A 21,355-nucleotide genomic window follows, 5' to 3' on the forward strand; every position below is an offset into this window, starting at 1 on the left:
TCGGAGCGATCGCACGCGAGGAGGTGCCCGATGGGGGCATTGCACGAGCTCCGTACCGGAACCGCACGGGCGACGGTCTCCGAGTACGCGGCGGGACTTCGCGGCCTCGAGGTCGCCGGGATCGTGCTCGTGCACGGGGGTGTCGAGCCGTCGCCGCCGCTGAGCGCCGGCGTGGTCCTGGTTCCATGGCCGAACCGGGTCGACGGCGGACTGTGGGAGCTGGACGGCCGCCTCCAGCAGCTGGAGTGCAACGAACCCGAATTCGGCAACGCCAACCACGGACTCCTCTCCCAGACGCGATACGCCGTCGCGTGGGCCGACGCCGACGCGCTGCGTCTCGAGGCGCCGGTCGAGGGACGGGCCGGGTATCCGTTCCGCCTGGCGACCGCGGTCGAGTACCATGCCGTGCCCGACGGCGTGCGAGTGCGACATGAGATCACCAACCTCGGCGACCGGGCTGCGCCGATCGCAGTCGGCGCCCACCCCTACCTCGGCATCGGAGACACGAAGAGCCGCGATCTCGAGATCCGCGTCCGCGCGGGTGCCGTTCTCGATCTCGACGAACGACACATCCCACGGGGCATCAGCTCGGTCGCGGCCGGATCCGACCTCCGCGACTGGACGCCGCTCGATGACGTGATGCGGCACGGATGCCTCGCGGCGCTCGACGTCTCCGACGGGCTGTTGCGCCATGGGCTCCGCGAACGAGGCGGTGCGGAGGTCGAGCTCTGGGCCGATCCCGAGTTCGGCTACGCGCAGCTGTACATCACCGATGCCCTGCCCGGACTGGGTGCGGGCGAGGTCGCGGTCGCGATCGAGCCGATGACGGCGCCGCCGAATGCTCTGCGGAGCGGGTTCGGCCTGACGTGGCTCGAGCCGGGCGAGCGGTGGTCGGCGGAGTGGGGCATCCGTCTGGTCGCGGGGGATTCGAATCGATCGAGCTGCCGAGAGGCGAGGGAGCACTTGTGAATCAGCCAGCGGACGACATCAACCGGAGTACGGTCGTTCGCGCGACCGTTCCGCTGCACACGCCACCCAACTGGGCGGTGCTGCAGCGGCGGCTCTTCGACCTGCTCGACGACGGCTGGCGCGCCTTCTCCGAGCTCTATTGCGAACCCGACGGGCAGCTCATCTTCGACCAGGCCATCAACAGCCGCGACGGCGCCGACGATTTCTACGAGGCCTTCTTCAACTGGCCGGCGCTGTACCTGCTCGGGGGCGCCGACGACTTGCTCGACGCGGTCAAGCATCACTGGCGCGGGGTCACGACTCAGCTCACCGAGATGGGGATGGTCGCCGACGAGTACGAGGTCGGATACGACTGGTTCCACCAGGGCGAGTCGAACCTGTTCTTCTACGGCATCTGCGCGGCCGATCCCGAGGACGAGGAGTTCCGCGCCCGGGCGAAGAGGTTCGCAGACCTGTACCTGCCCGGCGGCCCGAACTACGACCCCGAGCTCAACACCATCGGGGCTCCCCACAACGGCTCGCGTGGACTGCGGCCGGGCGTCGGCGAGGAATGGGCGAACTACTCGACCCGGTTCACGAACATGCAACAGTACGGTCGTCCTCTGCATCATCTCCCCGGCATCGCAGAGTGGGACGATCTCGCCGATGATGGCAACGCCCAGGCCATGGGGTCCGCGATGCAGAGCCGCATGGGCCTCGGCGACGTCCCGATGAACCTGGCGTCCACCTCGCTCGTGACGAACGCGTGGCTCTACGACGGCGAACCGAAGTACGCCGAATGGGTGCAGCACTACTTACAGGGCTGGGCCGACCGGGCCCACGCGAACGGCGGCATCGTTCCCGACAACGTCGCGCCCGACGGCGTCGTCGGAGGCCTGCACGACGGACGCTGGTACGGCGGGCACTACGGGTGGACGTGGCCGCACGGCCTTGCCAGCGTCGGCATGGGCACCCTCGTCGCCGGCTTGAACGCCTACCTGATCACCGGTGATTCGCGCCACCTCGACTTGGCTCGCGACCAACTCGACGCCGTCATGAACGAAGCGGTGGAAGAAGACCCCACTTCGACGCCGTGGAGCCTGCGCGGTTCGTGGATGTCACGCATGGGCGCCCGCTCGATCAAGCTGACCGGCGCCGCCGAGAAGCCCGGCACGCTCGTTCCGTACCGGTACGGCGAGAACGGCTGGTTCGACTACGGGCCGATGATGATGGCCCTCCCGACGTGGTTGTGGTGGTCCACCATGTCTGCCGACGACCAGGACCGGCTGAAGACCGTCATCGCCGGCAACCCCGGATCGCGCAGCGAGATCACCGAGTTCCGCGACAAGGAGGAAGCCGGCCACGAGTTGCCGTGGCTCTCCTACTTGTGGGGGGTGAATCCCGACTACCCCGAGCTGGCGCTGACGATGGCCATCGGCCAGGCCAACCGCAGGCTCGCGCTCATGGACACGGTCACGCACGACCCGAAGAACGATCACATCCACTTCTGGCAGCAGGTGCAGCCCGTGGTCACCGAGGTGCTGACGCAGTTGACGACCGGCGCACCACAGGTGCTCTACAACGGGGGCCTGCAGGGTGCGCGCGTGCGCTACTTCGACGGGCTGAGAAGACGCCCTGGCCTTCCGAAGGACATCGCGGCTCTGGTCGATGAGGTGACGGCCGATCGTGTCAGCCTCGAGCTCGTCAACCTGGGCGGCCGACAGCCTGCGCAGGTGATCGTGCAGGCCGGGGCCTTCGGCGAGCACCGGATCGACGAGGCCGAGGTCGAGATCGTCGACGGCAGCGACTACCCCGGCGGGCTGATCGAGTTCGCCGCCGCGGCGGTGCGCACAACGACCTCGCGCGTCGTCGTCGGCGACAACCGGCTCACGGTCGACCTTCCTCCGCGGAGCCGGATCCGGCTCACCCTGCAGCTCACGCTGCGCGCCCTGCCGGCGCGGCATCAGTCGATCTCGTGAGCTGATGCACCGACCGCCTGCGCGACGCTAGCCCTTCGACCGAGCGCGATACTCGCTCGGGCTGGCGTCGTGCAGTCTGCGGAAGTGCCGGGAGAAGTAGAACTGGTCGTGATACCCGACGTCGCGGGCGATCTCGCCCACGGGAGCGGTGGTCGTGTCGAGCAGGTGGCGAGCGCGGGCCATCCGCAATGAGGTCTGGAAGGCGAGGACGCCGCCGCCGGTGGCCTTGCGGAATCTCGCACTGAGGTGCGAGGACGACACTCCGACGAGTGCGGCGAGCTCCGAGACGCGGATGTCTCCGTCGAATCGCTCGGAGAGATACTGCATCGCGCGCTCCACCGGGTCGCCCGGTGCCGGCAGCGCCCGGTCGACGACGAGCTGGGTGAGGAGCTTCCATGCCGTGCCGGCCGCGCCGACGAGGTCGGCCGCGGAGTGGCTCCGCTCGAGCGATGAGACGATCTCGTCGAGCAGGGCCGCCGAGCGGTCGATGTGGCGGATCGGCACGATCGGCCGCGCCGGGGTCACCGACATCTCGGCCACGAGCTCGGGCAGGTCGCTTCCGCGCAGATGGCACCAGCAGATCGTCCATGGCGAGTCGGCGGATGCCCCGTACGCATGCGGTGTGCCGTTCGGGATGACGAGTGCCGTGTTCGATCCGATGCGATGCCGGGTGTCGCCGATGGCGGCCCAGCCGGTTCCGGCGACGCAGATGATGAGGATCGTCTCCGCAGCACCCTCGGGTCGCTGCATCAGATGATCGGCCGCGTTCGGGTAGTAGCCGGCGTCAGTCACGACCAACCGACGGGTGATCGGGCGCACCAGTGCCTCCGTGACGACGGGCCGCGGAATGACCGCGAGTCGCTGCTTGCGGAATCCCGCTTCGATGGGCACGGGTCAAGTGTGTCACGCGTGCGTGCCCAGCATCGTCGGATCGTCCATCCCGGCTCCGGGTTCGATCATTCCGGAGCATCCGCTCACCGGGTTGAATCGGAGCAAATGGACGTACACGAAGCAACCCTCGACCTCCCCGGTGCGCCCGCAGAGCTGCAGGCCCGCCTCGACGGCGATGGTGCGGTCGCCTGGCAGCAGCCGGTGACGATTCGCACCTATGAGCCGGCGCCGGCCGACCGCTACCCGATGTTCCTGTCGCGGCGGGTCTACCAGGGCTCGAGCGGCCGCGTCTACCCGATCCCGTTCACCGACCGCATCTCGACGGAACCCGTCGAACGGGAGTGGCAGGCCGTGCACCTCGAGAACCGGTGGCTCCGCCTGATGGTGCTGCCCGAGCTCGGCGGACGCATCCACGTCGGGTTCGACAAGACCGCCGGGTACGACTTCTTCTACCGCAACAACGTGATCAAGCCGGCGCTCGTCGGGCTCGCAGGGCCGTGGGTCTCGGGCGGCGTCGAGTTCAACTGGCCGCAGCATCACCGGCCCGCGACGTTCATGCCGGTCGACGTCGAGATCGAGGAGCACGCCGACGGGTCCGTCACCGTGTGGTGCTCCGACCACGATCCGTTCACGCGCATGAAGGGGATGCACGGCGTGCGACTGCATCCCGATCGCGCGACGATCGAGCTCGTCGTGCGACTGCACAATCGCACGAGCGAGACGCAGACCTTCCTCTGGTGGGCCAACGTGGCCGCGCGGGTGCACGACGACTACCAGTCGTTCTTCCCGACCGACGTGCGCTTCGTCGCCGATCATGCCCGGCGAGCCATCACCGCGTTCCCCGCGGCCGACCGTTCGTACTACGGCGTCGACTACGCAGCCCGGCCCGAGGCCGAGCGGCGCATCGACAGGTACCGCAACATCCCGGTGCCGACGTCGTACATGATCGTCGACACCCAAGACGACTTCTTCGGCGGCTACGACCACGCCGCCGAAGCGGGGTTCGTGCACGTGGCAGACCGGCGGATCGCCCCGGGCAAGAAGCAGTGGACCTGGGGTGACGCGGCGTTCGGGCATGCGTGGGACGACCTGCTCACCGACGGCGACGGGCCGTACATCGAGCTCATGGCGGGCGTCTACACCGACAACCAGCCCGACTTCTCGTGGCTCATGCCCGGGGAGACGAAGCGGTTCACACAGCAGTGGTTCCCCATCCAGCGCATCGGGGTGGTCCACCAGGCGAACCGCGACTGCGCCGTGCACCTCGACGTCTCGGGCGGCACGGCGTCGATCGGCGTGGCCGTGGCGGCCGAGCTGCGCGGGGCGACCGTCGAGCTGCGATCGGCCGCCGACGGCCGAGTGCTGCACCGATGGGCGGGCGACCTGGCTCCCGGCGAACCGCACGTCGCCACCGCGGCGACCCAAGACCTCCCCGCCCACGCGGTCGAGCTCGAGGTGCGGTGCGGCGGCGCACCGGTCATCCGGTGGCGGCCGAGACCGGCGGATGCCGCAACCGCCGAGCCCTGGGTGGCGACCGAGCCGCCCCGACCCGCCGACATCGACAGCGCCGACGAGCTCTACCTCACCGGTGTGCACCTCGCGCAGTACCGGCATCCGACCCGATCGCCGCTGCCCTACTGGCACGAGGCGCTCGCTCGCGATGCGGGGGATGTGCGCTGCAACCTCGCGCTCGCCGATCATCACTACCGGAGCGGGGCGTACGACGCCGCGCTCGCGTGCGTGCGCACCGGATTCGAGCGGCTCACCCGGCGCAACACGAATCCCGCCGACGGCGAGGCGTCGTACCTGCTCGGGCTGATCCTCCGACGCATGGGCGACTCGGCGGCCGCCTACGACGCCTTCGCCAAAGCAGCCTGGGATCGCAAGTGGGCCCACGCGGCCCTCGTGGAGCTCGCGCAGCTCGACGCCGCGGCCGGCCGCGACGACGAGGCCCTCGAACGGGCTCGGGACGCCCGCCGCCTCGACGTCGACGACACCCGCTCCCGCGCGCTCGAGATCGTGCTGCTCCGCCGGCTCGGCCGGCCCGACGAGGCGGAGCAACTGCTGCAGCAGGCGCTCGCCGAGGATCCGCTCGACCAGCTCGCCCGAACCCTCGACGGCCGGAAGCCGGGCCGGGATGCCCGAACGCTCGTCGACGTCGCGCTCGAGCTCGCCGCGATGGGCGAGCGGGCAGCAGCTGCCGGCCTGCTCGAGCGGGCCGCGACCGGAGCGGTTCGGCCGATCGCCCTCTACCACCTCGCCGTCGTGCTCGACGAGATGGGGTTCGCCGCCGACGCGCGCAGTGCACGTCGGGCCGCGGCGGAGGCCACACCCGATCGCTGCTTCCCGAGCGGCCTCGACGATCACGATGCGCTCGAGGCGGCACTTGCAGCCGACCCCGCCGACCTGCGCGCGCACGCCCTCCTCGGAATGCTGCTCTACGACCGCGGCCGCGAAGCCGAGGCGCTCGCGCACTGGCGCGCCACCGTCGACGGTGGCCTCGACGATGCGGTGACGCTGCGCAACGCCGCGATCGCGACGTTCAACGCGACCGGTGACGGGGACGCCGCCTTCGAGCTCTTCGCACGTGCGCTCGCGCTGGCGCCCGACGACGCCCGCCTCTGGTACGAGTCCGACCAGCTGCTCGCGCGCACGGGGGCCGGCGTGGGGGCACGGCTCTCACGCCTCGCCGAGCATCCCGGTGCGGTGCTCGCCCGCGACGACCTCACGATCGAGTGGTGCGACCTGCTCACCGCTGCCGGCCGAGCCGGCGAAGCGAGAGCCGTGCTGCAGAGCCGGCGCCTCGCGCCATGGGAGGGCGGCGAGGGTCGCTCGCTCGCCGCGTGGGTGCGCGCGAACCTCTCACTCGCTCGCGCCGCACTGCCAGCCGATCCGACCGCCGCGCTCGACTTCGCCGACAACGCGCTCGAGGTGCCGCGGAATCTCGGTGAGGGCCGTCACCCGCTCGCGCCGACCGATGAGATCGAGGAGGTGCGGGCAGAGGCGCTCGAACGACTCGGCCGACGTGACGAGGCACAGGCCGCCCGGGCAGCTGCTCGCGCTCCACGCGACGCTGCTCCTGCCGCGGGCGAGTCGACATCGGGACTGCCCGACTACTTCGCGACCTCCCTGCCCGAGCTGCTGCTCTTCGACCCGCCGGCGAGCGGGGCATAGGCACACACCCGGCCGGGCCGGCCGCATCCGAGCTGGCGCCGCGTCAGCTGCGTGGGGGAGTGCTCGGCCGGAGCACGACCTCGGTGCGCACCGCGCCCTCGTTCGCGGCCTCTTCATCGCCGAGGGCGAGGCGAAGTGCGCGGCATCCGATCTCCTCGAGCGGAACGCGAACCGTCGTAAGCGCGGGCGTGACGTCGCGCACGGTCGGGATGTCGTCGAACCCGGCGACCGCGACATCCGTTCCGGGCTCGAGGCCCGCGTCGCGGATCGCGGAGAGCGCGCCGACCGCCATGACGTCGTTGGCGGCGAACACGAGCTCGACCTCGCCGAGCCCGCGTTCGATCAGCTCGCGCATGCCGTCGTAGCCGCCGTCGCGCGTGAAGGCCGCGCGGATGATGTCGTCGTCGTCGAGGGTGCCGCCCGTCGCGGCGAGACCGGCGCGGAACCCGGCGACGCGGTCTGCAGCGGTGCGCAGGCCCTCGCCGCCGGTGATCACGGCGAAACGGCGGTAGCCGATGCCGACGAGCTCTCGTGCGAGCGACTCGGCGCCCGCGCTGTTCTCGACGATGACGGTGCGGAAGTCGAACTCGTTGCGGCTGATGAGCACCACTCGGCCGCCAGACCGTTCATATGCCTCGAGCTCTTCGCCGAGTGCGCCGCCGGTCGGGTCGCTCATCGGACGTGATCCGGCGAGGATCATGACGCGTGGCCGCTGGCCGCGGAGGGTGCGCACAAGCTCGAGCTCGCGCTCGGGGTCGCGCTCGGTCGCGGCCATGGTGACGATGAGTCGCTCGCGGTCGGCCTCGGCGACCACGCCCGCGGCGATCGAGGAGAAGTAGGGGTCGGCGATGTCGGCCACGAGCAGTGCCACCGTCGTGGTCGTGCCGCGAGCCACGGCCTGGGCGGAGAGATTGGGGGAGTAGTCGAGGCGCCGCGCGGCTTCGAGCACGCGCTTGCGGTACTCCTCGTTCACCTTGCGCGTGCTGCCGTTGAGCGAGCGCGACGCGGTGGCGAGCGAGACGCCGGCCTCGCGGGCGACGTCGTGCAGGGTCGCCGGCGTGTTGCGGCTCGTTGCGATGCCGTCGTCGGTCATGCGTCCTCCTGCGTTCGCCGCTCCTCATGGGCGCCTCGACTCTACCGCGCCGACCCCATGGCAGCCCGGGAGGTTTGGCCGCCGGGCGGTGCGGATGATAGAACTGAGACAACACTGAGATAGCGCTTTCCCGCCTGAGCGCAAGTAGGACGACGGCGTCGCGGATGTCCCACGGGAAGCGCTTTCTCATAACCTCGACCCGAGTGGAGCACGCGATGGCGCAGCAGGAACGGTACGGACTCATCGGCACGGGCAGCCGCGCCGGCATGTACGTGCAGGCGCTCATCGGCGACCACGCCGACGTCGCCCGGCTCGTCGCGTGGAGCGACGTGAACCCCGGGCGCCTCGACGTGTACGAGCGCGAGGTCGTCGCGGCGGGGCATCCGTCGCCCGTTCGCTACGCCCCCGAAGACCTCGAGCGCATGATCCGCGACGAACGCCTCGACCGCGTGATCGTGACCACGCCCGACTTCACGCACGCCGACTTCGTCGTGCGGTCGTTGCGCGCCGGTGCCGACGTCGTCGTCGAGAAGCCGCTCACGATCGACGCCGAGAGCGTGCGCCGCATCGGGGAGGCGATCGCCGAGACCGGGCGCGAGGTCATCACGACGTTCAACTACCGCTACAGCCCGCGCAACTCCACGCTTCGCAAGGTCATCGCCGGGGGCGGCATCGGGCGGGTCACGAGCGTGCACTTCGAGTGGGCGCTCGACACCGTGCACGGCGCCGACTACTTCCGCCGCTGGCACCGCCAGAAGGCGAAGTCGGGCGGGCTCTTCATCCACAAGGCGTCGCACCACTTCGACCTCGTGAACTGGTGGATCCAGGCCACGCCCACGCGGGTGTTCGCGAGCGGCGGCCTGCGGTTCTACGGCGCGGACAACGCCGCCGCCCGCGGACTCGGCAAGCGGCCCTCGCGCGGCACCGGCGTCACGGGCGACCCGTTCGCGCTCGACCTCGCCGCCGACCCGCGCATGAAGGAGCTCTACCTCGACAACGAGGAGCACGACGGGTACCTGCGCGATCGCGACGTCTTCGACGCCGACATCACGATCGAGGACAACCTGGCCGCCCTCGTCGACTACGACACCGGCGCGACCATGAGCTACTCGCTCAACGCGCACGCACCCTGGGAGGGTTACCGCGTCACCGTCAACGGCACCGAGGGCCGCGCCGAGCTCGAGGTGGTGGAGCGCGGTGCCGTGCTCATCGGCGACGACGGCCGCGTGGTCGTCGACCCGAGCATGCACCCCGACCATTCGGCGGTCGACGAGGTGCGCCCCGACTCCGAACGGCTCGTGCTGCAGCGCCACTGGGAGGGTGCCCAGGTCGTGCCCATCCCGGCCGGCATCGGCAGCCACGGCGGCGGCGACGCATACCTGCTCGACCACCTGTTCCACCGCGTCGCCGTCGACGAGCCGCTCGACCGCGTCGCCGGATACGTCGACGGCGTGAAAGCCGTGTCGGTCGGCATCGCGGGCAACCTGTCGCTTGCGAGCGGCGCCCCCGTGCTGATCTCGGAGCTCGAGCTGGGCATCTGACGGATGCCGCGCGGCGGCGTCGGATCTGCGCGGGGACGGTGCAGCGTGCCGCCCCGCGCAGACCCGGGACCCCTCGGGCGCTACGCCCGGGCGGTCCCCGTCGTGGTTCGGACGTCGCGCCGGCCGAGGAGCAGGCCGAGGGCGATCATGCCGATGGCGAGCAACGCGTGCAGCCAGTTGTCGGCCGAGTTCAACGGCACGAAGTTCGCCGGGTGGTCACCGCTCAGGAACACCCCGTAGACGAGCAGCACCGCGTAGACGACACCGCCCCAGATGAGGTAGTTGCGCGCCCCGGCAAAGCTCCTCGCCACGACGACTCCGGCGACGCCGAAGAGCAGGTGCACGATGTTGTGGAGCACCGACACCTGGAAGATCCCGAGCAGCATGGCCCCGGAGTCGTGGCCCGCGAACTCCATCGTCTCGAAGTTCGTGGTCAGGCCCGGGATGAACCCCGCGATGCCGACGACCAGGAAGACGATGCCGACGACCAGGGCGGCCTTCTGCACGGCCGTTTCGGCGTATCTGGCGACTGGGTTGGCTGTGTTGGACATCTGTGTTCCCTTCAGCGGGTCGGGGAGTGGTGCGACTCCATTCGCCATGATGTGCGTCGCTCACCGGATTCGTCAGGGGGTTGATTTCGCGGGCGAGCAGCAGTTTCAATACGCACGATGCCTCCAGCCCGACGTCGGCGCGGCGGTTCAGCGATCGATGGGCTCGGCCGATCGGGGGTACGCGACGAGCATCGCGCCCGAGGCGATCCAGATGAGCCCGATCGCGACGATGAGCACCTCCGCGCCGAGCCCGGCGGCGATGCCCGCGACCGCCGCACCGGCGGCGGCCGCAGCCGCGCGGAGCCCGGCGCCGACCGTGAACACCTGCGAGCGCAGCGTCGGCGGGCTCTGCTGCTTGCGGATGAGCAGCATGGCGGCCGAACTGGCCGCGGTGAACAGGCCCGACACGCCGATCGCGGCGATCGTCCACGTCGTGCCGACATCGAGCGCCGCGAGCACCGTGAACACGCCGGTCGCGGCGAATCCGACGCCCATGGTGACCTCGGGCCTGAAGCGCGGCGGACTCGCCGAGTTCCACAGCGCGCCGAGCAAGCCGCCCAGCGCGAAGGCCGTGACGATGATCGCACCCTGCGCCGCATCGCCGGTGCGCGCGACCGCGAGGGCGACGGCGGCGATCGCGAGGCCGCCGGAGCCGAACTGGCTGACGGTGCCGCTGGTGGTGACGACGGCGAGCGGCCGGTGCGTCGCGATGTGGCGGAAGCCCGCCGCGATCGTCGCGAGCATCGACCCGTGCGGCTCGCCCGGGAGCGGTCGCAGCCGCAACGGGATCGTCGCGATCGCCCCGAGTAGCGCGCTCCCGGCCATCAGCAGGGTCGCCGCACGGGCTGAGCCGAGTGCGGTCGCCGCGGCGACCGCGGCCGGACCGGCGACCGCGCCGAGGTTGTAGGCGAGCGCGTCGATCGCGTACGCCCGTCGTTCGTCGGGGATGACCTCGGTGACGAAGCTCGAGAGCCCGCCCATCAGGAACGGGATCGCCGTGCCGGCGATGACGAGCGCGACGGCGACCGACCACACGGGAAGGTCGCCGAGGAAGGCGGCGACGGTGAACGCCGCGGCCGTCACCAGCCCGGCACCGGCCATGAGCACGCCGGGCCGGTGCGTGCGGTCGAGCACGGCGCCCACGATCGGCGCGGCGAGGATGCTCGGACCGAGCGCCGCGGCCGCGAGCAGCCCGCCGAGCGCGACATCGCCGAGTTGTTCGACGGCGAGCACGGGGATCGCCACCGTGATGCCGCCCACCGCCAGGCGGGGCGGCGTGGCGGCAGCCAGGTATGCGCTGACGCCCACTCAGCCGACCGGCGAACCCGGGAGCGTGAGCACCCCATCGACACGGCGGGGGATGCCGAGGGGGTTGGCTTCGCGGAGCTCGGCGGGGAGCGCCGACTCGGGCGCATCCTGATACGCGACCGGGCGCAGGAAGCGGCGCAACGCGGTCACGCCCACCGAGGTGTGGATCGAGGTCGTCGACGGCCACGGTCCGCCATGCTGCTGCGCCCAGCTCACCGCGACACCCGTGGGCCAGCCGGCGAAGAGCACGCGTCCGGCGATCTCGGCCAGCACGTCGACGATGCCGCCGATTTCCTCTCCGGGCTCGGCGTGCACCGTGGCCGTGAGGCTGCCGCCGATGGCCCGAATCGCGTCGAGGGCGTCGTCGAGGTCGTCGTAATCGACGACGAGCGTCGACGGGCCGAAGCATTCGGTGAGCAGCGCCGCCGGGTCGGCGAGCACCGTGTCGGTCGTCGTGGCGAGCACGACGGCCGAGCCGGTGCCCGGCTGCTGGACGGCGTCGCCCGCGACGACCGTGATGCCGTCATGGGCGACGAGGCCGCCCACCCCGTCGGCGAATGCCGCGGCGATGCCGTCGGTCAGCATCGGAACCGGCCGGGTCGCCCCGACGGCCGCGCCGACCCGCTCGGCGAAGCCCGCCGCCGCGGGGACGAAGACCACGCCGGGGTTCGTGCAGAATTGCCCGACGCCGAGGGTGAAGGATGCCGCGAGGCCGGCCGCGAGCTCGTCGGCGCGGGCGTCGAGCGCGGCCGCCGTGATCAGCACGGGGTTCACGGCGCTGAGCTCGCCGTAGAAGGGGATCGGATCGGGCCGGCCCGACGCCAGGTCGAAGAGGGCGCGGCCCCCGTGCAGCGAACCGGTGAATCCCACGGCCCGGATCGCCGGGTGCTGCACGAGCGCGACACCCGTCTCGCGCCCCTCGACGAGCGCGAACACGCCGTCGGGTGCGCCGGCCGTGGCGAGTGCGCGGCCGACGACCTCGGCCGTGCGACGCGAGAGCCGCGGGTGCGCGGAGTGCCCCTTCACGATCACGGGGCATCCGGCTGCGAGGGCCGACGCGGTGTCGCCGCCCGCGACCGAGAAGGCGAACGGGAAGTTCGAGGCACTGAACACCGCGACCGGGCCGAGCGGGCGGAGCATGCGCCGGAGGTCGGGGCGCGGCGGGATCGTGTCGGCGTTCGGGTGATCGACGGTCGCCTCGAGGTAGGAGCCCTCGACGACCGCCTCGGCGAACAGGCGCAGCTGCGAGGTGGTGCGCGCGAGCTCGCCGGTCAGGCGCGGCGTGCCGAGGTGCGACTCCTCGTCGGCGATCGCGATGAGCTCGGGGCCTCCGGCGTCGAGGGCGTCGGCGACCGCGGTGAGCCAGGCCGCACGCTCGGCGGCGGTCGACGCGATGGTGACGGCGAAGGCGCCGCGGGCGGCATCCGCCACCTCGTCGAGCGAGGCGTGGGCGGCGGTGCCGGTTGCGGCTTCGGTGGTCGTCATGATTCCTCCGTGGGATGAACGGATGCCGCGGCATGCGCTCGGTCGTCGATGAAGCGAATGCCGAGTCCAGTCTGCCCTGTCGTGCGCACGGTATTGCCGTCGACCGCGACAGGGGAGGGCGCGGCGAGTGCCCCGAGCTCGTCGAACGCGGCATCCTCCACCGCCTCGACGAGGTGGTCGCCGGGCAGCACGAGGGCGAGCTGCGCCGAGAGCTCGAGGAGCAGGTGCGGTGCGAGCTCGATGCCGCGCTCGGCGGCGGCGGCGGCGATGGCGAGGAACGGCGTGATGCCGCCGACGCGCACGATGTTCGGTTGTACGACGTCGACGACGCCGGCATCCATGAACTCGGCGAAGCGGTAGCGGGTGTGCAGGTTCTCGCCGAGCGCGATCGGCACCTCGATGCGCTCGCGGAGCGCGATGTGCGCGGCGAGGTCGTCGGCGCGGAGCGGCTCCTCGATCCAGGTGAGGTCGAAGCGGGCCAGCGCATCGATCGCACGCTCGGCCTGCTCGAGGCTCCAACGCTGGTTCGCGTCGATCATGAGGCGGCGATCGGGACCGATGACCTCGCGTACCGCGGCGAGGCGCTCGATGTCGTCGGCCACATCGGGGCTCCCGACCTTGACCTTCACCGCGTCGAATCCGGAGGCGACCCAGCGTTCGGCTTGGGCGACGAGCTCGGGCAGCGGGTAGTGCAGGTTCACGCCGCTGCCGTAGACCTCGGCCGTCTCATGGCGGCGGCCGAGGTGGTCGGTGATGCCCGCGCCGGCGCGGCGCGCGGCGAGATCCCAGAGGGCGAGGTCGAGTCCCGCCATCGAGATCGTCGTGATGCCGCCGCCGCCGCCCTCGTGCAGGTGCGTCCAGAGCGGCGTCCAGAGCGACTCGGCGTCGGCGTCGCGGCCGATCGCGAACGCGGTCACGTCGTGGTCGAGGTGCGCCTGGACGGCGGCTGCGCCGATCGAGGGCGTCCACGAGAACCCGTGGCCGCGGTCGCCCGCGCTGTCTTCGACGACGACCTCGACGAGCGAGAGGTCGCGGACGTCGGGCCCCCAGGCGCGATGGAGGGGCACGCGGATGCCGCGCGTCGAGATGCGCCGGATCGTCGTGGTCACCGCACCGCGCCCGCCGCCTCGAGTCGCGCCGCGAGCGCGAGCCCGTCGTCGAGGATCGTCGCGAGGCGGGCCTCCTGCGCGGCCGTCGGGTCGACGAGCGGGGGACGCACCGACCCGACCGGCAGGCCGCGGAGGCGCAGGCCCGCCTTGATCAGAGAAACGCCGAACCCGGGGGTCTCGTCACGCAGCCGCACGAGCGGGGTGTAGAACTCGCGCAGGAGCGTCATGCGCGTTGGCTCGTCGCCGTCGGTATAGGCGCGATAGTGCAGCGCGGCGAGCTCGGGGAGCATCGCGAACGCGGCGGAGGAGTAGAGCGGGATGCCGATGCCGCGGTAGGCGCCCTGGCTGAGCTCGGCGGTGAGCAGGCCGTTGAAGAACTGGAGCTCGCGTCCGGTCGCCCCGGCGGCGAGCACGATCTCCTGGGCGAGCCCGATGTCTCCCGTGCCGTCCTTGAAGCCGATGACGCGGGGGTTCGCGGCGAGGCGTGCGATGGCGTCAGCCGTGTACCGGGCGGTGCCGCGGTGGTAGACGATGACCGGCACGTCGGTCGCGGCGGCGACGGCCTCGACCCACGCGACGAGCCCGTCGGTGGTGCCCGACACGAGGTAGGGGGGCAGCAGGAGCAACCCGTCGGCGCCTGCAGCTTCCGCGCCGCGAGCGAGCTCGACCGCGTGGCCGAGCGGGCCGCCGGCGCCCGCGATGACGGGGACGCGGCCCGCGACGACGTCGACGGTGGTGCGTACGACGTCGACGACCTCGCGTTCGGAGAGCGCGTGGAACTCACCGGTGCCGCACGCGGGGAAGACCCCGCCGGGGCCGAAGGGGAGCCGGCTCTCGACGTGCTCGGCGAGCAGCGTGAGATCGACGGCCCCGTCGGCGGCGAACGGCGTGACGGGGAAGAAGAGCACCCCGTCGAAGACGGGAGCGGGCCTGGTCATGATGCCCTCGATTCACGGCGGGGTCCGGATGCGGCGGATGCCGCGTGGAGCTCGCTTCGCCAACTGCGTTCGGGTCGCCAGCCGAGGCGCTCGGCAGCCTTGTCGATCGCGAAGACCGGCCGCGAGCCGGTGAGTGCGTCGCCCGCGTCGCCGAGCGCCGGCGCGAACTCTCGCCAAAGCTCCGCAACCGGCCTCGTCGCGAGTGCGTCGGCCGCTCCGACGAAGAATCCCTCGCCGTCGACGGCGGAGATTGCGGCCGCCAGCCACGCGTCGACGAACGCGGCCGCGTCGCGCGCGTCGAGGTAGTTGAAGAGGCTGACGGCGGCGAGCGCGGGATCGGCCAGTCGCTCGGCGACGGTGTGTCCCTGCTGGGTGGGCGCACCCGCCCATTCCTCGGGGGAGATGACGTAACAGGGGCGGAAGAAGCCGTAGGCCCCGGGCGTCGTTCGCGAGAACATCCGCACCGACTCCTCGATCACGACCTTCGAGAGCGCGTACGCGTTGGATGGCGCGACGGGGTGCGCTTCGTCGATCGGTACCGAGGCTGCTTGCCAGCGGGGGGTGCCGTAGCCGATGACCGTGGGGCTGCTCGCGGCGAGCACTCGGCTCACGCCGGCGCGTGCCGCCGCTGCGAAGACGGTGTGGGCGAGCGTCGTGTTGGTCAGGAGGATCTCCCGCTCGGGGGCGCTGAACGGCACGGCGATGCCGGCGAGGTGCACGAGCGCGTCGGCACGCACGTCGTCGAGGAGCCGCTCGGTCGCCCCGGCGTCGAGCAGGTCGAGGGTGCGTTCCTCCACGCCGTCGAGGCCTGCGGCGGCACGGTCGACGCCCACGACCGAGTGGCCGGATGCCGCGAGCCCCGCGCAGACGCTCCGGCCGAGCCGGCCCGACGAACCGGTGACGATGACGCGCACGTATGCTCCTTGCCGCAAGGTGAGAAACCGCTTTCCCACGGAAAGCCTAGGCGAGGACCGGGGCCCGCGGCAACTCGACGGGTACACTGGGGAACCGATTTCCCGCGCGGCGCGGGAGACCTCGACGAGGCACTGGAGGCGGCGTGGGAGAGCGGACGCGGGCGATCACCATCGCGGACGTCGCGGCGCGCGCGGGCGTCTCGCAGGCCTCGGTCTCGCGGGTCCTGAACCGCAAGCAATCGGTCGATCCTGCGATCGTCCGGGCGGTGCAGGACGCGATCGACGTGCTCGGCTACACGCCGAGCGTCGCGGCGCGGAGCCTCGTGCACGGGCGCAACGACACGATCGCGATGGTCGTGCCCGACCTCGAGAACCCGCTGTTCCAGGGCATCCTCAAGGGACTCAGCCTGGCCGCGGCATCCGATCACTACCGCGTGCTCGTGGCCGACACCGCCGAGGTGGTCGACGACGAGGAGGCCACGGCCATCGAGGCACGCCACCGTTGCGACGCGCTCGTGCTCTGCGCGCCGCGCATGCCGGAGGAGCGACTGCGACGGCTCGTGGCCCGCGTCGCACCGGTCGTCGTGGTCAACCGCCCGTTGCCGGGAGCCGAGGTGCCGATCGTCGGCGTCGACTACGCCCGGGGGATCCGCGATCTCGTCGACCATCTCCGGGGGCTCGGGCACGAGCGCATCGCCTACGTGAGCGGCCCGGCCGCGAGCGCCTCGAACGCCGAGCGGCTCCGGGGCGTCGAGGAGGCGTCCGCGGCTGATCCGTCGGTGCGCATCGACGTGATCGCCGGCGGATCGCGTCTCGACGACGGCTACATGGTCGCCGAGGCCGTCACGAATGCCCGGGCGGCGGGCGTGACCGCGGTGATCGCGTTCAACGACCTCGTCGCCCTCGGCCTGATGACGAGGCTCACCGAGCTCGGCGTCAGCGTGCCCCGCGACCTCTCGGTGGCGGGCTTCGACGACGTGCCGATGGCCCGCTTCTCGACGCCACGGCTGACGAGCATGTCGGTGCCGCGGGGCGAGATCGGCGCGCAGGCGTGGGCGCGACTCCGCACGCTGATCGCCGGAGGCCCGATCGAGCACTCCGTGCTGTACCGGCCGCGCCTCGAGATCCGAGACAGCACCGGGCCGGTCGCAGCGTGACCGGCGTGAGTGCCGTGGGCGACGCTGCGATCGTGGCTGCTCCGACTGCGCATGCGGCCACCCCGTCGCCACGCGATCGAGCTCGGAAGCGCGACCGGGTGCTCGAGTTGCTCGGGCGTCACGGCGCCGACGCCATCGTGCTCCGCTCGCACACGGCGGTCGCGTGGTACCTCGACGGTGCCCGCACACACGTCTCGCTCGCCGGCGATCCGGTGGCGGCCGTCGTGGTGTCGCCGGCCGGCGATGAGCTGCGGGTCTTCGACAACGAGGCCGATCGCCTGCTCGACGAAGAGCTCGGGTCGATCGGCGATCTCGCCGTGACCCGGGTGCCCTGGCACGACGTGCTGGTGCCGACCGGGCGGGCCGTGATCGAGGAGGCCGAGGTCGCGGCCGGACTCCGGGCGGCACGCGCGAGCCTGCTGCCCGCCGAGCTCGCGCGCTATCGCACGCTCTGCCGCGAGGTCGCCGAGGCGTTGACGGATGCCGCGACCGCCGCCGACCCGTCGGACTCCGAACGCGACGTGGCCGCTCGGCTCGCCGCCGACCTCGTGGCCCGTGGCATCGACCCGCTCGTGACGCTCGTCGCCGGAGCCTCGAGGCTCGCATACCGGCATCCGCTGCCCACCGCCTCGACCCTCGGCGAGCGCGCGATGCTCGTGGTGTGCGGGCGCCGCCACGGACTCATCGCGAACGCGACACGCTGGGTGAGCTGGGGCGGAGCGCATGATGCCCCCGCCGCGCGGCGCATCCTCGAGGTCGAGGCGGCCTTCCTCGACGCGACGCGAATCGGCGACACGCTCGGGGAGGCGTTCGAACGCGGCATCGCGGCATACGCGGCGCACGGCTTCGATCGTGACGAGTGGCGCCGGCACCATCAGGGCGGCGCCGCCGGATACGCGGGGCGCGACCCGCGTGGCACGGCCGCCGTCACCGACCTGGTGCAGGCCGACCAGGCGTTCGCATGGAATCCCACTGCGCCGAAGGCGAAGGTCGAGGACACCGTGCTCGTGCGACGCTCGGGCCTCGAGGTCCTCACGCTCGATCCGCGTTGGCCGACGACGCGAGTGGGCGGCCTCGACCGCCCGCTCGAGTTCGACCGTGTAACATCGGGATAGCGCTTTCCCACCTGCTGCTGCGGCGGAGGCCGCGCCCGACCACGATCCCGAGGAGTGATGATGGAGCAGATCCGCATCGACGAACTGGTCGACCGCGTGCGGTTCGCCGCGAACGGGTCGATGCTCGCCGAGTACGTGCACCTCCCCACCGACGTGCAGCTCGAGTCGCCCCGTCCGTACTTCAGCCCGATCCGCACGCTCGGCGGCGAGGTCGTCAGCCTCTTCCGGCCGCACGACCACGTGTGGCACAAGGGCATCGCGTGGTCGCTGCCCGTCGTCGGCGACGAGAACTTCTGGGGCGGCCCCACGTTCGTGTCCGGCCAGGGGTACGTGCAACTGGCGAACAACGGCACCCAGCAGCACCGGTCGTTCGACGAGCCGGCGGATGCCTCGGCCGACCCCGACCCCGACCTCGACCTCGACGTCGCTGCACCCGACCGCCTCGTGGAGACCCTCGACTGGGTGACCGAGGCAGGAGAGACGGTCTTCGAGGAGCACCGCACGCTCGGCGCCACGATCCTCGACGCCGAGACGCCGGGCGCGGCATCCGATGCCTGGCTCCTCGGCTTCCAGACCCGAATGCGCAACATCACCGATCGCCCGATCCCGCTCGGCTCGCCGACCACCCGCGGTCGCGAGAACGCCGGCTACGGTGGGCTGTTCTGGCGCGGGCCCCGCTCGTTCACCGGCGGCACCGTGCTCGCGCCGGGCGTCGCCGGCGGTGACGAGCTCCGCGGCACGCGTGCGCCGTGGATGGGATTCTCGGGCCGGCACGACGGCTCGGGCGGTGCATCCACCGTCATCATGATCGACGACCCCGGCAACGTGCAGCACCCGCCGCAGTGGTTCGCCCGCAGCGAGGAGTTCGCGTGCCTCTGCCCCGCACCGTTCTTCAGCGAGGAGCACACGGTCGAGCCCGGCGGCACGCTCGTGCTGCGCTACGGGGTGGTCGTCGCCGACGGCGCGAGCGACCCCGACCGTGCCGCGCGGCTCGCGGCTGCGGCATCCGTCGCACTCATCCGCATGCTGCCTGCCCCCGCCGCGACCTCGACCCACAAGGAGACCGATGCCTGAGTCCGCCCCGCTCCGAGCGGCGATCCTCGGCACCGGCGCGATCGCGAACGCACACGCCGTCGCGCTCGCCGCCGCCCCCGACGCGGAGCTCGTCGCCGTCGCCGACCGCGACGTCGCACATGCACGCGCATTCGGCGAGCGATGGGGTGTCGACGACGCCGCGGTCTTCGGCTCGCTCGACGAGCTGCTCGCGAGCGGCGGCGTCGACGTGCTGCACATCTGCACCCCGCCCGGCGTGCACGCCGAGCAGGCGATCGCCGCACTCGACGCGGGACTCCACGTGGTCTGCGAGAAGCCCGCCGCGCTGTCGCTCGACGAGCTCGACGCGATGACGGATGCCGCGCGTCGCAACGATCGCCGGCTCGCCGTGGTGTTCCAGCAGCGAACCGGCACCGCCGCCGCGCACGTGCGCGGCCTCCTCGACTCGGGTGCGCTCGGGAGGCCGCTCGTCGCGACCTGCCAGACCCTGTGGTACCGCGACCCCGCCTACTTCGCAGTGCCGTGGCGCGGCAAATGGGCGACCGAGGGCGGCGGGCCGACGCTCGGCCACGGCATCCACCAGATCGACCTGCTCGCCTGGCTCCTCGGCGACTGGGCGAGCGTGCAGGGCCAGCTCTGGCGCCTCGGGCGCGAGACGGAGACGGAGGACGTCTCGACCGCGGTCATCGCCTTCGAGGGCGGCGCCGTGGCATCCGTCATCACGAGCGCGCTCTCGCCGCGCGAGACGAGCTCGATCCGCATCGACACCGAACTCGCGACCGTCACCGTCGACCACCTCTACGGGCACGCGCACGAGCATTGGCGCATCACGCCCGCGCCGGACGTCGATGCCGAGACCGCCGCTGCCTGGGCGCTCCCCGAGGTCGAGGAGGCGAGCGGACACGACCCGCTCGTGCGCGACATCTACGCGGCGCTCCAGTCGGGTGAGCCGCTGCCGTCGACGGCGTCGGATGCGTCGCGCTCGTTCGAGATCGTCACCGCCATCTACTCCTCCGCGGCGAGCGGCGCGCTCGTCACCCCCGAGACGCTCCGCGCCGATGCCGACCGACGCCGCAGTCTCGAAAGCCCCGTGGTCGACCTGCGCCGTGCCTGACGACGCCCTCTTCCACGACCCGGTGCACGACGGGGCGACGGATCCGACCGTCATCCGCCGGCGCGACACGGGGGAGTGGTGGATGTTCTACACGCAGCGCCGCGCCTCCGTCGACGAGCCCGGCGTCGCGTGGGTGCACGGCTCCCGCATCGGCGTGGCACGGTCGCACGACGGTCTCGCGTGGCGCTACGCCGGAACCGCCACGGGGCTCGAGCGGGGTGCGGGACCCGAGACCCACTGGGCACCTGAGGTCATCGACGACGGCACCCGGTACCGCATGTACCTCACGGTGATCGACGGCGTGCCCGATCGCTGGGAGGGGCATCCGCGCCGCATCGCCGAGTACGCGAGCGACGACCTCGAGCACTGGCGACTCGTCGGCGAGATCCCGCTGAGCTCCGACCGCGTGATCGACGCGTGCGTCGCGCGCTGCCCCGATGGTCTGTGGCGCCTCTGGTACAAGGACGAGGCGGATGACTCGACCACGTGGGCGGCGGCGAGCGACGACCTCGAGTCGTGGCACGTCGAGGGCCGCGTGATCGGTGGGCGTCCGCACGAGGGCCCGAACGTCTTCCCGCTCGGCGGCTGGTGGTGGATGCTCGTCGACGAATGGCGGGGCATGGGTGTGTACCGCTCCGCCGACGCCGTGACGTGGACGCGGCAGGGCGGGCCCGATGAGGTGATCCTCGGCGAGCCGGGCCGGCGGCGGGGCGATGCGACGTTCGGGCGCCACGGCGACGTCGTCGTGACGGGCTCGAGGGCGAGGGTGTACTACTTCACGCATCCGCACTGGGACGGGTCCGAGCTGGGCTCGAGTGACGATCCCGATGCCCGGAGGAGCGCGGTGTTCGCCGCTCCGCTCGTCGTCGAGGGCGGAATGCTCATCTGCGACCGTGACGACGTGCTGGTGGAAATGCCTTCCGATCGGCGATTCGCTCATCGGAACGAGGCAGCACCGAGGCGGCAGATAACGAATTGAAACGAT

At 71.8% G+C, this 21,355-nt stretch carries 17 protein-coding genes; 9 read left to right on the plus strand and 8 right to left on the minus strand.

The window, feature by feature from the left end; genetic code table 11:
• The first annotated feature begins 30 nt into the window (after nt 1-30).
• Nucleotides 31-969: an aldose epimerase family protein gene (locus tag QFZ26_RS13620; RefSeq protein ID WP_307042982.1), complete on the plus strand. Its 939-nt coding sequence runs from the start codon at nt 31-33 to the stop codon at nt 967-969.
• Nucleotides 966-2,927: a hypothetical protein gene (locus QFZ26_RS13625; protein ID WP_307042985.1), complete on the plus strand. Its 1,962-nt coding sequence runs from the start codon at nt 966-968 to the stop codon at nt 2,925-2,927. The genes QFZ26_RS13620 and QFZ26_RS13625 overlap by 4 nt, the downstream gene beginning before the upstream one ends.
• A 27-nt stretch (nt 2,928-2,954) precedes the next feature.
• Here QFZ26_RS13625 and QFZ26_RS13630 read toward each other — a convergent pair whose 3' ends face one another.
• Complete coding sequence (locus QFZ26_RS13630; protein ID WP_307042988.1) at nt 2,955-3,818, minus strand: helix-turn-helix domain-containing protein; 864 nt, start codon at nt 3,816-3,818, stop codon at nt 2,955-2,957.
• A gap of 105 nt (nt 3,819-3,923) precedes the next feature.
• Here QFZ26_RS13630 and QFZ26_RS13635 point away from each other — a divergent pair, with 105 nt between their 5' ends.
• The gene (locus QFZ26_RS13635) at nt 3,924-6,992 is read left to right on the plus strand and encodes a DUF5107 domain-containing protein (protein WP_307042990.1); all 3,069 of its coding nucleotides are present in this window, start codon (nt 3,924-3,926) and stop codon (nt 6,990-6,992) included.
• A 43-nt stretch (nt 6,993-7,035) separates the two neighbouring features.
• On the opposite strand, the gene QFZ26_RS13640 is transcribed toward QFZ26_RS13635, so the two are convergent.
• Nucleotides 7,036-8,085 (minus strand): LacI family DNA-binding transcriptional regulator, encoded by a 1,050-nt coding sequence (locus QFZ26_RS13640; RefSeq protein WP_307042992.1) that lies wholly within the window; start codon nt 8,083-8,085, stop codon nt 7,036-7,038.
• Nucleotides 8,086-8,300: 215 nt separating this feature from the next.
• On the opposite strand from QFZ26_RS13640, the gene QFZ26_RS13645 reads away from it, so the two are divergent.
• A complete protein-coding gene (locus QFZ26_RS13645; RefSeq protein ID WP_307042994.1) occupies nt 8,301-9,626 on the plus strand; it encodes a Gfo/Idh/MocA family protein in 1,326 nt (441 codons plus the stop codon).
• A gap of 80 nt (nt 9,627-9,706) precedes the next feature.
• On the opposite strand, the gene QFZ26_RS13650 is transcribed toward QFZ26_RS13645, so the two are convergent.
• The 6 genes from QFZ26_RS13650 to QFZ26_RS13675 form a co-directional block, all read right to left on the minus strand.
• Nucleotides 9,707-10,177 (minus strand): DUF4383 domain-containing protein, encoded by a 471-nt coding sequence (locus tag QFZ26_RS13650; RefSeq protein WP_307042996.1) that lies wholly within the window; start codon nt 10,175-10,177, stop codon nt 9,707-9,709.
• Nucleotides 10,178-10,324: 147 nt separating this feature from the next.
• Entirely contained in the window at nt 10,325-11,485 is a 1,161-nt protein-coding gene (locus tag QFZ26_RS13655; protein ID WP_307042998.1) for an MFS transporter, read from the minus strand.
• Nucleotides 11,486-12,970: an aldehyde dehydrogenase (NADP(+)) gene (locus QFZ26_RS13660; protein ID WP_307043000.1), complete on the minus strand. Its 1,485-nt coding sequence runs from the start codon at nt 12,968-12,970 to the stop codon at nt 11,486-11,488.
• Complete coding sequence (locus QFZ26_RS13665) at nt 12,967-14,079, minus strand: mandelate racemase/muconate lactonizing enzyme family protein (protein WP_307043002.1); 1,113 nt, start codon at nt 14,077-14,079, stop codon at nt 12,967-12,969. The genes QFZ26_RS13660 and QFZ26_RS13665 overlap by 4 nt, the downstream gene beginning before the upstream one ends.
• Nucleotides 14,076-15,017: a 5-dehydro-4-deoxyglucarate dehydratase gene (locus tag QFZ26_RS13670; RefSeq protein WP_307043004.1), complete on the minus strand. Its 942-nt coding sequence runs from the start codon at nt 15,015-15,017 to the stop codon at nt 14,076-14,078. The genes QFZ26_RS13665 and QFZ26_RS13670 overlap by 4 nt, the downstream gene beginning before the upstream one ends.
• Nucleotides 15,014-15,931, minus strand: a complete 918-nt coding sequence (locus QFZ26_RS13675) for an NAD-dependent epimerase/dehydratase family protein (protein WP_307043006.1) — start codon at nt 15,929-15,931, stop codon at nt 15,014-15,016. Before QFZ26_RS13675 ends, QFZ26_RS13670 begins: the two co-directional genes overlap by 4 nt.
• 143 nt (nt 15,932-16,074) lie before the next feature.
• Here QFZ26_RS13675 and QFZ26_RS13680 point away from each other — a divergent pair, with 143 nt between their 5' ends.
• Genes QFZ26_RS13680 through QFZ26_RS13700 form a run of 5 tightly spaced genes read left to right on the plus strand, consistent with a single transcriptional unit; the run spans nt 16,075 to nt 21,349 of the window.
• Entirely contained in the window at nt 16,075-17,088 is a 1,014-nt protein-coding gene (locus QFZ26_RS13680; RefSeq protein ID WP_307043007.1) for a LacI family DNA-binding transcriptional regulator, read from the plus strand.
• Between the two features lie 32 nt (nt 17,089-17,120).
• The gene (locus tag QFZ26_RS13685) at nt 17,121-18,203 is read left to right on the plus strand and encodes a M24 family metallopeptidase (RefSeq protein ID WP_307043009.1); all 1,083 of its coding nucleotides are present in this window, start codon (nt 17,121-17,123) and stop codon (nt 18,201-18,203) included.
• A gap of 57 nt (nt 18,204-18,260) precedes the next feature.
• Nucleotides 18,261-19,277, plus strand: a complete 1,017-nt coding sequence (locus tag QFZ26_RS13690; protein ID WP_307043011.1) for a DUF6807 domain-containing protein — start codon at nt 18,261-18,263, stop codon at nt 19,275-19,277.
• Nucleotides 19,270-20,370, plus strand: a complete 1,101-nt coding sequence (locus tag QFZ26_RS13695; RefSeq protein WP_307043013.1) for a Gfo/Idh/MocA family protein — start codon at nt 19,270-19,272, stop codon at nt 20,368-20,370. The genes QFZ26_RS13690 and QFZ26_RS13695 overlap by 8 nt, the downstream gene beginning before the upstream one ends.
• Nucleotides 20,363-21,349: a hypothetical protein gene (locus QFZ26_RS13700; RefSeq protein ID WP_307043015.1), complete on the plus strand. Its 987-nt coding sequence runs from the start codon at nt 20,363-20,365 to the stop codon at nt 21,347-21,349. The genes QFZ26_RS13695 and QFZ26_RS13700 overlap by 8 nt, the downstream gene beginning before the upstream one ends.
• Nucleotides 21,350-21,355 lie beyond the last annotated feature (6 nt).

The sequence above is a fragment of the Agromyces ramosus genome, from assembly GCF_030817175.1.
Taxonomy (GTDB): domain Bacteria; phylum Actinomycetota; class Actinomycetes; order Actinomycetales; family Microbacteriaceae; genus Agromyces; species Agromyces ramosus_A.

What these genes read in the sequence shown, in the direction of transcription:
- QFZ26_RS13635 (WP_307042990.1), top strand. Translation starts at nt 3,924, where the DNA reads ATGGACGTACACGAAGCAACCCTCGACCTCCCCGGTGCGCCCGCAGAG.
- QFZ26_RS13650 (WP_307042996.1), bottom strand. Translation starts at nt 10,177, where the DNA reads ATGTCCAACACAGCCAACCCAGTCGCCAGATACGCCGAAACGGCCGTG.
- QFZ26_RS13670 (WP_307043004.1), bottom strand. Translation starts at nt 15,017, where the DNA reads ATGACCAGGCCCGCTCCCGTCTTCGACGGGGTGCTCTTCTTCCCCGTC.
- QFZ26_RS13695 (WP_307043013.1), top strand. Translation starts at nt 19,270, where the DNA reads ATGCCTGAGTCCGCCCCGCTCCGAGCGGCGATCCTCGGCACCGGCGCG.
- QFZ26_RS13645 (WP_307042994.1), top strand. Translation starts at nt 8,301, where the DNA reads ATGGCGCAGCAGGAACGGTACGGACTCATCGGCACGGGCAGCCGCGCC.
- QFZ26_RS13690 (WP_307043011.1), top strand. Translation starts at nt 18,261, where the DNA reads ATGATGGAGCAGATCCGCATCGACGAACTGGTCGACCGCGTGCGGTTC.
- QFZ26_RS13620 (WP_307042982.1), top strand. Translation starts at nt 31, where the DNA reads ATGGGGGCATTGCACGAGCTCCGTACCGGAACCGCACGGGCGACGGTC.
- QFZ26_RS13660 (WP_307043000.1), bottom strand. Translation starts at nt 12,970, where the DNA reads ATGACGACCACCGAAGCCGCAACCGGCACCGCCGCCCACGCCTCGCTC.
- QFZ26_RS13640 (WP_307042992.1), bottom strand. Translation starts at nt 8,085, where the DNA reads ATGACCGACGACGGCATCGCAACGAGCCGCAACACGCCGGCGACCCTG.